The organism is Rhizobium sp. NFR03, from assembly GCF_900111275.1.
Taxonomy (GTDB): domain Bacteria; phylum Pseudomonadota; class Alphaproteobacteria; order Rhizobiales; family Rhizobiaceae; genus Ferranicluibacter.
In genome coordinates, this window is sequence record NZ_FOGR01000002.1 from 384,389 (window position 1) to 396,293 (window position 11,905).

At 64.1% G+C, this 11,905-nt stretch carries 8 protein-coding genes and 1 pseudogene; all 9 read left to right on the plus strand.

All coding sequences use genetic code 11. The features are described 5' to 3' along the window. Positions 1-162: 162 nt before the first annotated feature. Positions 163-2,829, plus strand: a pseudogene (mutS, locus tag BSG19_RS07090) (DNA mismatch repair protein MutS); the annotation flags it as partial. Between the two features lie 264 nt (positions 2,830-3,093). Then, positions 3,094-6,084 carry a [protein-PII] uridylyltransferase gene (locus BSG19_RS07095; RefSeq protein WP_092986272.1) on the plus strand — a complete coding sequence of 997 codons (2,991 nt, stop codon included), beginning with the start codon at positions 3,094-3,096 and terminating at the stop codon, positions 6,082-6,084. Beyond that, the gene (gene murJ / locus BSG19_RS07100) at positions 6,081-7,700 is read left to right on the plus strand and encodes a murein biosynthesis integral membrane protein MurJ (RefSeq protein ID WP_092986274.1); all 1,620 of its coding nucleotides are present in this window, start codon (positions 6,081-6,083) and stop codon (positions 7,698-7,700) included. Before BSG19_RS07095 ends, murJ begins: the two co-directional genes overlap by 4 nt. Positions 7,701-7,721: 21 nt before the next feature. After that, positions 7,722-8,114, plus strand: a complete 393-nt coding sequence (locus tag BSG19_RS07105; protein WP_092986276.1) for a VOC family protein — start codon at positions 7,722-7,724, stop codon at positions 8,112-8,114. 118 nt (positions 8,115-8,232) lie between these two features. Continuing rightward, positions 8,233-9,297: a tryptophan--tRNA ligase gene (gene trpS / locus BSG19_RS07110; protein WP_092986278.1), complete on the plus strand. Its 1,065-nt coding sequence runs from the start codon at positions 8,233-8,235 to the stop codon at positions 9,295-9,297. 75 nt (positions 9,298-9,372) lie between these two features. After that, on the plus strand, positions 9,373-9,864 hold the full coding sequence (locus BSG19_RS07115; protein ID WP_092986280.1) for a universal stress protein: 492 nt from the start codon (positions 9,373-9,375) through the stop codon (positions 9,862-9,864). A 177-nt stretch (positions 9,865-10,041) separates the two neighbouring features. Beyond that, entirely contained in the window at positions 10,042-10,608 is a 567-nt protein-coding gene (locus BSG19_RS07120; RefSeq protein ID WP_092986282.1) for a NifU family protein, read from the plus strand. A gap of 108 nt (positions 10,609-10,716) precedes the next feature. After that, complete coding sequence (tsaB, locus tag BSG19_RS07125; RefSeq protein WP_092986284.1) at positions 10,717-11,403, plus strand: tRNA (adenosine(37)-N6)-threonylcarbamoyltransferase complex dimerization subunit type 1 TsaB; 687 nt, start codon at positions 10,717-10,719, stop codon at positions 11,401-11,403. 1 nt (position 11,404) lies between these two features. After that, the gene (locus BSG19_RS07130) at positions 11,405-11,905 is read left to right on the plus strand and encodes a GNAT family N-acetyltransferase (RefSeq protein WP_092986286.1); all 501 of its coding nucleotides are present in this window, start codon (positions 11,405-11,407) and stop codon (positions 11,903-11,905) included.

Sequence of the window (11,905 nt, forward strand, 5' to 3'; positions counted from 1 at the left end):
TCTTGTTGTCTTCTATAGACGCCGTTCGCTAGGGTGACACTGTCTTTTTGGCCGGCTGGCGGCTTTTTTAGCGAAAACTGGTATATCTTGACGACACATTTTCCATCCCCGGCGGAAGCAACGGCCACGCCATCCTCCACGCCGCCAGAGGTGCGCGTGCAGGCAACGCCGATGATGGAACAGTATATCGAGATCAAGGCGAATAATCCCGGCTCGCTGCTGTTCTACCGGATGGGCGATTTCTATGAACTGTTCTTCGACGATGCGCTGGAAGCTTCCCGCGCTCTCGGGATCGTTCTGACGAAGCGTGGACAACACCTCGGTCAGGACATTCCCATGTGCGGCGTGCCCATCCACGCGGCGGACGATTACCTGCAAAAGCTGATCGGCCTCGGTTTCCGCGTTGCCGTGTGCGAGCAGACCGAAGATCCGGCGGAAGCCCGCAAGCGCGGCTCCAAGTCCGTCGTCAAACGTGACGTGGTGCGGCTCGTCACGCCCGGCACCATCACGGAAGAGAAGCTCCTCGTCGCCTCCGAGAGCAACTACCTGATGGCGATGTCCCGCCTGCGGGGAAGCGCCGAACCTGCTTTCGCGCTCGCCTGGATCGATATTTCCACCGGCATCTTCCGCCTTTCGGAAACGACGGAAACGCGGCTTCTCGCCGATATCCTGCGCATAGAGCCGCGCGAACTCATTCTCGCCGACACGTTGTTCCACGATCCTGATATGCGCCCCGTACTCGATGTCATCGGCCGCGTCGCGGTGCCGCAGCCGGCCATCCTTTTCGACAGCGCAACGGCCGAAAACAGGCTTGCGCGGTATTACGGCGTGAAGACGCTCGATGGGTTCGGCCAGTTTTCGCGCGCCGAAATGGCCGCAGCCTCGGCCGCCGTCGGCTATGTCGAGAAGACCCAGCTGGCCGAGCGCCCGCCGCTCGACATTCCCGAGCGCGAAAGTGCCGCTTCGACGCTCTTCATCGATCCTGCGACACGGGCGAACCTGGAACTGGTCAAGACGCTCTCCGGCAGCCGGGACGGGTCCCTGCTGCGGGCGCTCGACCGGACGGTGACCGGTGGTGGCGGACGCCTTCTGGCCGAGCGGCTGATGTCGCCGCTGACCGATCCCGAGCGCATTCGGACGCGCCTTGATTCGATCGCCACCATTCTTGCGCAGCCCTCGCTCTGTGCCGATCTGCGCGCGGCTCTGAAACACGTGCCCGACATGCCGCGAGCCCTGTCGCGCCTGTCGCTCGGCCGTGGTGGTCCCCGCGACCTCGGCGCGGTGCTCATGGGCATCCGTACCGGTGCCGACATCGCCCGCCTCATCGGGCAGCCCGATCTGCCGCCGGAGCTGGAGGCTGCGCGCACCTCGCTCGCCCGGCTCCCGTCCGAATTGTCCGAAAAGCTTGCCGGCATGCTCGCCGACGATTTGCCGCTTCTCAAGCGCGATGGTGGCTTCCTGCGGGACGGCTGCCATGCCGAACTCGACGAGATGCGCGCTCTTCGCGACCAGTCCCGTCGGGTCATCGCGGCGCTGCAGCTGAGCTACGCCGAGGAAACCGGCATTCGCTCCCTGAAGATCAAGTACAACAATGTGCTGGGCTATTTCATCGAGGTGACCGCGGGGAATGCCGGTCCGATGACGGAGGGGGAGGGCGCGAAGGCCCGCTTCATCCACCGCCAGACCATGGCCAACGCGATGCGGTTCACCACGACCGAACTCGCCGATCTCGAAACCAAGATCGCCAATGCCGCCGACCGCGCACTGGCTATAGAGCTTGCCGCCTTCGACAGCATGGTCGAGGCGGTGATAGCGGCAGCGGAGGAGATCAAGGCCGCGGCGCTGGCGCTCGCTATCCTCGACGTTTCCGCCGGGCTCGCCGTGCTGGCCGAGGAGCAGGATTATCGCCGCCCGACGGTGGATACCTCCAAGATGTTCGCGATCGACGGCGGCCGGCATCCGGTGGTCGAGCAGGCGCTCCGCCGTCAGGCTTCCGCAGCCTTCGTGGCCAATACCTGCGATCTCTCTCCCCTCTCGCCGGAGGGCGACGGCGCCCTGTGGCTGCTGACAGGCCCCAACATGGGCGGTAAATCGACCTTTCTGCGCCAGAACGCGCTGATCGCCATCATGGCGCAGATGGGCTCCTACGTGCCCGCCGCCAGCGCCCATATCGGCGTGGTCGATCGCCTGTTTTCCCGCGTCGGCGCCTCCGACGACCTCGCGCGGGGCCGGTCCACCTTCATGGTCGAAATGGTCGAGACGGCTGCCATCCTCAACCAGGCGACGGATCGCTCGCTCGTCATTCTCGACGAGATCGGGCGGGGAACCGCGACGTTCGACGGGCTGTCGATTGCCTGGGCGGCTGTCGAGCACCTGCACGAGGCCAATCGCTGCCGCGGCCTGTTCGCCACGCACTTCCACGAGCTGACGGTCCTCTCGGAAAAACTGAACCGCCTGTCGAACGTCACCATGCGCGTCAAGGAGTGGGACGGCGACGTCATCTTCCTGCACGAGGTCGGCCCGGGTTCGGCCGATCGCTCCTACGGTATCCAGGTCGCCCGTCTCGCGGGCCTGCCCGCAGCCGTCGTCGCGCGGGCGAAGGACGTGCTGGCAAAGCTCGAGGACGCCGACCGGAAGAACCCGGCGAGCCAGCTGATCGACGATCTTCCCCTGTTCCAGGTCGCCATCCGCCGCGAGGAGGTCGCCCGTGGCAAGCCGTCCGCGGTGGAAGATGCGCTGAAGCGCCTCAATCCCGACGACATGACCCCGCGCGAGGCAATGGACGCACTCTACGCCCTCAAGAAGCAGCTTTCCTCACAGACGTCCTGAACGCTCATCCCGCGTGCCGTGGGGCTTGACCTTCCCCTGTTGCCACGACCATATCCAGCTCTGGGTCAGGCGGGCAGCCTAGAGACGCCCTCGAAAGGGCGCAATTGCCCGTTTGGAAACGATGAGCCGGGTCGGAAACGTCTTGGCAATCGTTTTGCCCTATACCCTTCAGGCCCCGGTGGGAAATGGGGGTGGGGGTGAAGACGACGATCGCGCTGCGACCGGTTGCCCGTTGACGCCGGAAGGGCGGAAGGTTCGAATGTGATGCCAAAACAGCGGCTCGCAACTATCGCGCGCCCGGAGTACATCCGGCCCGCGCCAAGGAGACAGGACATCGATTTCAGCGACATCCTGGACATCGCAGCCCTCAAGGCTAAGGTGGATTTCATCGCGTCGGCGCATGCCGAACAGCGCGATCCGATGCGTCAGGCCCTGCTGGTCGCGCTGAAGGAAGCCAATGCCCAAGGCCGCGCCAAAGCCTACGAACTTCTGAAGGAGGACGGCGGCGGGCTTGCCTGCGCCGCCCGCATCTCCTGGCTGCAGGACCGGCTGATCGCCATCCTGCACGATTTCGTGCTGGATCACGTCTTCAGCGCGTCCAGCATGCCGCCCTCCATGCAGATTGCCGTCGCCGCGGTCGGCGGCTATGGCCGCGGCACCCTGGCGCCCGGCTCCGACATCGATCTCCTGTTCCTGCTGCCGGCCCGAAAGCTGCCCTTCTGCGAGCCGTCGATCGAGTACATGCTCTATCTTCTGTGGGATATGGGCTTCAAGGTCGGTCACGCCACCCGCACGGTGGAGGAGTGCATCCGCCTGTCGGAAGAGGACATGACGATCCGCACCGCCATTCTCGAAGCGCGCCTCATTTGTGGCTGCGCCGGACTGGTGGACGATCTGGAGGCCCGCTTCGATGACGAGATCGTGCGCAACACCGGCCCGCAATTCATCGCCGCCAAACTCGCCGAGCGCAACGAGCGCCACCGCAAGGCCGGCGACACGCGCTATCTCGTGGAGCCGAACGTCAAGGAAGGCAAGGGCGGGCTGCGCGATCTGCACACGCTGTTCTGGATCGCCAAATATTACTACCGCGTGCGCGAGTCCGCCGATCTGGTGAAGCTCGGCGTGCTGTCGCGCTCGGAATATCATCTGTTCCGCAAGTCCGACGATTTCCTGTGGGCCGTGCGCTGCCACATGCACTTCCTGACCGGCAAGGCCGAAGAGCGCCTGTCGTTCGACATCCAGCGCGAGATCGCCGAAAGCCTCGGCTATCAGGATCATCCCGGCATGACCTCGGTCGAGCGCTTCATGAAGCACTACTTCCTCGTCGCGAAGAATGTGGGCGATCTCACGCGCATCTTCTGCGCGGCACTGGAGGATCAGCAGGCCAAGGAACTGCCCGGCTTTTCCGCCGTCATCAACCGTTTCCGCCGCCGCGTGCGCAAGATCGCGGGCTCGCTCGAATTCGTCGACGACGGCGGACGCATCGCGCTGGCAAGCCCCGACATCTTCCGGCGTGATCCGGTCAATCTCATCCGCTTCTTCCACATCGCCGACGTCAACGGGCTGGAGTTCCACCCGGCCGCTCTCAAGCAGCTGACGCGGTCGCTCGGGCTCATCACGCCGGCTCTGCGCGAAAACGAGGAGGCCAACCGCCTCTTCATATCCATCCTCACCTCGCGCCGCGACCCGGAACTCGTCCTGCGCCGCATGAACGAGGCCGGCGTGCTGGGCCGTTTCATTCCCGATTTCGGCCGCATCGTCTCGCTCATGCAGTTCAACATGTACCACCATTACACGGTGGACGAGCACCTCTTGCGGGCCGTGGACATGCTGTCGCGCATCGACCGCGGGCTCGATCAGGACATTCATCCGCTCGCCGCCAAGCTCATGCCGCAGGTGGAGGAGCGTACCGCGCTCTATGTCGCCGTGCTCCTGCACGATGTCGCCAAGGGGCGCCCGGAAGATCACTCCCAGGCCGGCGCCCGGCTCGCCCGTCGTCTCGCTCCCCGCTTCCGCCTGACGCACAAGCAGACCGAAACGGTTGCCTGGCTGATCGAGGAGCACCTGACCATGTCGATGGTCGCGCAGACCCGCGACCTCAACGACCGCAAGACGATCCTCGACTTCGCCGAACGCGTCCAGTCGCTCGATCGCCTGAAAATGCTGATGATCCTCACGGTCTGCGACATCCGCGCCGTTGGCCCCGGTGTCTGGAACGGGTGGAAGGGACAGCTGCTCCGCACGCTTTACTATGAAACAGAACTGCTGCTGTCGGGCGGTTTCTCGGATGTACCGCGCAAGGAGCGGGCCGCGCATGCGGCTTCGCTGCTGTTCGATGCGCTGGACGATTTCAGCAGCAAGGACCGCAAGACCTATTCCCGGCTGCACTACCAGCCCTACCTGCTGTCGGTATCGCTTGACGATCAGGTCCGCCATGCCCGCTTCATCCGCGAGACGGACAAGGCCGCCCGAACGCTCGCCACCATGGTGCGGACACATCAGTTTCACGCGATCACCGAGATTACGGTGCTCGCGCCCGACCATCCGCGGCTGCTCGCCATCATCGCCGGTGCCTGCGCCGCCGCTGGTGCCAACATCGTGGATGCGCAGATCTTCACGACATCGGACGGTCGCGCTCTCGACACCATCCTCATCAATCGCGAATTCAACGTCGATGACGACGAAACGCGGCGCGCGGCCAGCATCGGCCGGATGATCGAGGACGTGCTGTCAGGCAAGAAGGACCTGCCGGGCGTCATCGCCAGCCGCACCAAGGGCCGCAAGCGCAACAAGACCTTCACCGTGCCCCCGGCCGTCACGATCAGCAATTCGCTGTCGAACAAGTTCACGGTCGTCGAGGTCGAATGCCTCGACCGGACGGGCCTTTTGTCGGAGATCACGGCGGTGCTGGCGGATCTGTCGCTTGATATCCACTCGGCCCACATCACCACCTTCGGCGAAAAGGTCATCGACACCTTCTACGTGACCGACCTCGTGGGCGCCAAGATCACCAACGAGACGCGGCACGGGCATATCACCGCTCGCCTCAAGGCCGTGATGGCCGAGCAGGCCGACGAGGTGCGGGACCGCATGCCGACCGGCATCATCGCGCAAGGGATTGCGCCCCTCGGTCATGTACCTCCGGGCCATGCACCTGAAGGTTATGCACCGGACGTCAGCGCCCCGCAGACCGTCGCCCCGGCGCCCGCCAGCACGCGGTCCGCAGGGGCCCGCAAGATGAAGGCCGAAGGATGAGCCTTGCCCGCAAGTTCGCGACCGTCGGCGGAGCCACGCTCGGCAGCCGGTTGCTCGGTTTCGGCCGCGAGACGCTGATGGCTGCGGCGCTGGGCACCGGTCCCATGGCCGATGCCTTCTACGCCGCCTTCCGCTTTCCCAATCTCTTCCGCCGTCTCTTTGCCGAGGGTGCGTTCAACGCCGCTTTCGTGCCGCTGTTTGCCAAGGAGATCGAGGCGAACGGCATTGATGGAGCGAAGCGCTTCTCCGAAGAGGTGCTTGGCGTCCTTTTCACGGTGTTGCTCGTCATCACCATCGCGATGGAATTCGCGATGCCGCTGATCGTCTCGACGATCATCGCGCCGGGCTTCGTCAACGATCCCGAAAAGTTCGACGTCACGGTCAAGCTCGCCATCGTGATGTTTCCCTATCTCATGTGCATGTCGCTGACGGCGATGCTGTCGGGCATGCTGAACTCGCTGCATCATTATTTTGCGGCCGCCATCGCTCCGGTCTTTCTCAACCTCACCCTCATTGCAGCGCTCGCCTATGGTCTTTGGACCGGCGCCGATCCGTTGATGACGGCCTGGTACCTCTCCTGGGGCGTTCTGGCTGCGGGCATCCTTCAGATGGCGGTGCTTTATGCAGGCGTGCGCCATGCCGGCATGCGGTTCGGCCTTCGCCGCCCGCGCTATACACCCAACGTCAAGCGCCTGCTGGTACTCGCCTTTCCCGCCGCCATCACCGGCGGCATCACTCAGATCAACCAGCTCATCGGCCAGATGATCGCCTCCACGAAGGACGGCGCCATTGCGGTCCTGCAATATGCCGACCGGGTCTACCAGTTGCCCCTCGGCGTCGTCGGCATCGCCGTCGGCGTCGTGCTCCTGCCGGAGCTGTCGCGCGCCCTTCGCGGGGGCGCGGTGAAGGAAGCGGCAAATCTGCAGAACCGCTCGCTCGAATTCGTGCTGTTCCTCACACTGCCCGCCGCCGGCGCCATCTGGGTCATTTCCGACGAGATCGTGCGCGTGCTCTACGAGCGCGGCGCCTTCTCGCCGACGACCACGGCCACGGTTGCGTCCACGCTGGCGATCTATGGCCTCGGTCTGCCTGCCTTCGTGATGATCAAGGCGCTCAATCCCGGGTTCTTCGCGCGCGAGGACACCAAGACGCCGATGCGCTTCACCGGCATCTCGGTCGCCTTCAACTGCCTGCTCGCGGTGTCACTGTTCCCGATCTACGGCGAACGCGGGATTGCCACGGCGGAAGCCGCCTCCGGCTGGTTGACGACGGTGCTGCTCTTCGTGACGCTCGTCCGCCGCGGTCATTGGGAATGGGAGGCGGCATTGTTCTCGCGTGTCCTGCGTCTGGTCGCGGCAACCGTCGTCATGGCCGTCGCCCTCCATTATGCCTCCGGCTATCTCGCGAACTGGCTGACGCCTGAGGCACGGCTCATCACACAGCTGACGGCGCTGATGCTGCTGATCGGTATGGCCATGATCGTCTATTTCGCGCTTGCCTTCGCCATCGGCGGCGCCGATGCCTCCGTGCTTCGCCGGAACCTCAAGCGCAAACCGCGCCCCGATACGGCAAAAGAGGAAGCCGACACCAGCGTTCTGCCTCCTCCGCAGATCTGATCACGACCACGAGAGACACGGATGCACCAGACCATTGCCCGCATCACCCTCGTGGTGCCCGATTACGACCAAGCCATCGCCTTCTACCGCGACAGTCTCGGCTTCGAGCTGCTGGATGACCTCGACATGGGAGGCGGCAAGCGCTGGGTGGTGCTGCGGCCCCGTGGCGCGCGGGAAACCGCACTTCTGATCGCCAAGGCAGAGGGCGCGGCGCAGGTGGCGGCCATCGGCAACCAGACCGGCGGGCGCGTCGCATTCTTCCTCCACACCGACGATTTTGCGCGCGACCATGCCGCCATGCTCACCAAGGGCGTCACGTTCCTTGAAGAGCCCCGGCATGAGCCTTACGGCATCGTCGCGGTGTTCGCCGATCCGTTCGGCAATCTCTGGGATCTCCTGCAGCCGGCCGGCTGAGATCGACAGATAGAGAACCACCTTGATTGTCGGGCATTGCCCGTGCATAAGCCCGGAAAATTCCGCCGCTCGTCTTCGCCGCGGAACGCATGATTTCCCGCGCCCGATCGAGGTCTCCATGTCAAACTTTCCGCCGCTCGTCTTCTCCGGTGTCCAGCCGACAGGCAATCTCCACCTCGGCAACTATCTCGGTGCAATCCGCAAGTTCGTGGCGTTGCAGGAAAATAATGACTGCATCTACTGCGTGGTGGATCTGCATTCGATCACGGCGCAGCTGGTGCACGAGGATCTTCCGGGGCAGATCCGCTCGATTGCGGCGGCCTTCATCGCATCCGGCATCGATCCCAAGGCGCATATCGTCTTCAACCAGTCGGCCGTGCCGCAGCATGCCGAGCTTGCCTGGATCTTCAATTGCGTCGCGCGCATCGGCTGGATGAACCGCATGACGCAGTTCAAGGACAAGGCCGGCAAGGACCGCGAGAATGCCTCGCTCGGCCTGCTCGCCTATCCCAGCCTCATGGCGGCCGACATCCTCGTCTACCGCGCCACGCATGTGCCGGTGGGCGACGACCAGAAGCAGCATCTGGAACTGACGCGCGACATCGCCATGAAGTTCAACCTCGATTATCAGGCCCACATCCGCAAAGGTGGCAAGGGCATCGATATCACGGTCGGCGAAGAGCCCGTTCACGCCTACTTCCCGATGGTCGAGTCGATGATCGATGGCCCCGCGCCGCGCGTCATGAGCCTGCGCGACGGCACGAAGAAGATGTCGAAATCCGATCCGTCGGATCTCTCGCGCATCAATCTCGTGGATGACGCCGAGACGATTTCCAGGAAGATCCGCAAGGCGAAGACCGATCCGGACGGGTTGCCGTCGGAAATCGAAGGCCTTGCCGGACGCCCGGAAGCCGACAATCTCGTCGGCATCTACGCGGCTCTTGCCGATCGCACCAAGGCGGACATCCTCACCGAGTTCGGCGGCCAGCAGTTCTCCGTCTTCAAGCCGGCGCTGGTCGATCTTGCGGTCAACGTGCTCGCGCCCATCACGGGCGAGATGTCGCGGCTGATGGCGGATACGAGCCACATCGATGCCATCCTGCGCGATGGCGGCGAGCGGGCGCGGGCGCGGGCGGAAGCCACGATGCGCGAAGTTCGCGAGATCATCGGCTTCCTCCAGTAGGCGGCTGGCGTCCCCTGACGGGGACGAAATGAAAACGGCCTTGCGAAGGGCCGCTGCGAATGCCAGTGTTCCCCTATGGTCTCGACACGTCTTTCACGCATGGAAGGTCACCGCCGCAAGTTTCTGGCGGTGATCGACGACACCCCGGAATGCGGCCGTGCCGTGCATTATGCAGGCATGCGCGCCAAGCACTCCTCCGGTGCCCTCGTTCTCCTCTACGTCATTCCCGATGGCGATTTTCAGCAATGGCTTGGTGTCGAGGGCATCATGCGGGCCGAGGCACGCGCGGAAGCGGAGGCGACGCTTGCCAAGGTCGCCCATGATGTGCGCGAGAAGATCGGCATCGAGCCGGAAATGATCATCCGTGAGGGACTTCCGACCGAGCAGATCTATGGTTTGATCGAGGAAGACCGGGATATCGCTATTCTCGTGCTGGCCGCGGGCTCCTACAAGGACGGTCCCGGCCCTCTGGTTGCCTCCATTGCCGGCAAGACGGCCGTCTTCCCTATTCCCGTCACCGTCATCCCGGACATGCTGACGGACGAGGAGATCGACGCTCTGAGCTGACCGGCGCGAGCGGGTCGGCGGTCGATATTTCTGTCCGACGACAGGCTCCTCTGGTATTCAGCCGCTGCGATCACCATTTTTCCGTCACCAGCGCAGGCTTGATGGCGAGGCGCGAGCCGCTTATGCTTATCGGGCATTTCTTTGACCGTCGGCCTTCACCCGACAGGGAGCACCATCATGTTCATTCAGACCGAATCGACCCCGAACCCCGCAACGCTGAAGTTCCTGCCGGGCAAGGTCGTCCTGGAAAGCGGCACCGCCGAGTTCCGCGACGAAACCGAGGCTCGCGCAAGTTCCTCGCTTGCCGCACGCATCTTTGACATTCCCGGCGTCACCGGGGTCTATTTCGGCTATGACTTCATCACCGTTACCAAGGCGGATGCCGAGTGGCAGCACCTGAAGCCCGCCATTCTCGGCTCCATCATGGAGCACTTCATGTCCGGCCAGCCGATCATGGCGGGGCAGGGCCGTGCGGAAGAGGCAGACCAGGAAGGCGAATTCTTCGAGAAGGGCGACGAGACCATCGTCGCGACCATCAAGGAACTGCTGGAAACCCGCGTCCGCCCGGCCGTTGCGCAAGACGGCGGCGACATCACCTTCAAGGGTTTTCGCGACGGCACGGTCTTTCTCAACATGAAGGGTGCCTGTTCTGGCTGCCCGTCCTCGACCGCCACGCTGAAGCATGGCGTGCAGAACCTCCTGCACCACTTCGTGCCCGAGGTTCGTGCCGTCGAAGCGGTCTGATCCGCAACGGATGAGACTGTCCTTCGAAAGGCGCCGGGGGCGGCGCTTTTCGGAGGGGATCAATGACCGCCCGGGCACGGGCATTCCGAGACGGGGCCACCCTTCCGCATGATCGTTCTAGCCATCGACACTGCCGGCACGGCGTGTAACGTCGCGATATACGACGCCGCGCGCGACGCAACGCTGGGCATTGCCGGAGCCGATATCGGCCGCGGCCATGCCGAGCGGTTGATGGGCTTCATCGACGAAGCGCTGTCGGTGGCTGGCGTCGAGATGGACGAGGTCGATCGCATCGCCGTCACCATCGGTCCCGGCTCGTTTACCGGCATCCGCGTCGGCGTGGCCACCGCCCGCGGCCTTGGCCTGGCTTTGGGCCGACCTGTCGTCGGCGTTTCCGTTCTGCAGGCATTGGCCATTTCCGCTCTCGCAGCCGCGCCCGGCCATCCCGTCCTCATCGTGACCGATGCGAAGCGCGAAGAGGTCTATCTCCAGCGCTTCGATGCAGCGGGCGAGCCTGTCGCCGATGCCGAAGCGCTGGATGTCGTCTCCGCCAGATCCGCGTTTCATAGCTTCGCGGGCACGATCAGTGGCTCCGGCGCCCGCCTGTTACGCGAAGACGCGGCCGTTGAGGCGAACCAAACTGAAGCGAGCCAGACGTCTGGCGATACCGCGGACATTGCGGTCGTGGCCAAGCTCGGTGCGTGCGCCGATCCCGCCACCGCTCTGCCCAAACCGCTTTACCTCCGGGGCCCCGATGTCCGCTCACAGGCGGGCTTTGCCGTGGCGCGCGCCTGAGATGGCACTGATCGATTATTTCATCCGCCGCCCGGAGTTCGACATCTTCGACATGACGGTCGATCATCTCCCGGGCGTTGCGCGCATTCATGCCGCTTTGTTCAAGCCCGCCTGGAGCGCCAGCGAATTCCATGCCCTTCTCTTGCAGGAAAGCGTCTTCGGCTTCGTCGCCCGCCAGAACAATGCGAGCGTCGGGTCGGCGATGGGCGGTTTCGTGCTGACACGTTCGGCAGGCGGTGAAGCGGAGATCCTCACCATTGGCGTCGATCCCCGCTATGTCAGGGTGAGCCTTGGATGGCGCCTGATGCAGGCGGCGCTGGGTCGTGCCCGCCAGGATGGTGCGGAGGCCATGTTCCTCGAGGTCGATCAGGCGAATGTCGCGGCACTGGCACTCTATCGCCGGTTGGGCTTTCGCAAGGTCGGTGAGCGGAAGGCCTACTACAAGCCTTCGGGTCCTGATGCCGCCCCCGGCGGTGCCGACGTTCTCCGTCTCGATCTCTGA

Coding starts and splice junctions, on each gene's coding strand:
- BSG19_RS07095 (WP_092986272.1), top strand. CDS start 3,094: ATGCCAAAACAGCGGCTCGCAACTATCGCGCGCCCGGAGTACATCCGG.
- murJ (WP_092986274.1), top strand. CDS start 6,081: ATGAGCCTTGCCCGCAAGTTCGCGACCGTCGGCGGAGCCACGCTCGGC.
- BSG19_RS07105 (WP_092986276.1), top strand. CDS start 7,722: ATGCACCAGACCATTGCCCGCATCACCCTCGTGGTGCCCGATTACGAC.
- trpS (WP_092986278.1), top strand. CDS start 8,233: ATGTCAAACTTTCCGCCGCTCGTCTTCTCCGGTGTCCAGCCGACAGGC.
- BSG19_RS07115 (WP_092986280.1), top strand. CDS start 9,373: ATGGTCTCGACACGTCTTTCACGCATGGAAGGTCACCGCCGCAAGTTT.
- BSG19_RS07120 (WP_092986282.1), top strand. CDS start 10,042: ATGTTCATTCAGACCGAATCGACCCCGAACCCCGCAACGCTGAAGTTC.
- tsaB (WP_092986284.1), top strand. CDS start 10,717: ATGATCGTTCTAGCCATCGACACTGCCGGCACGGCGTGTAACGTCGCG.
- BSG19_RS07130 (WP_092986286.1), top strand. CDS start 11,405: ATGGCACTGATCGATTATTTCATCCGCCGCCCGGAGTTCGACATCTTC.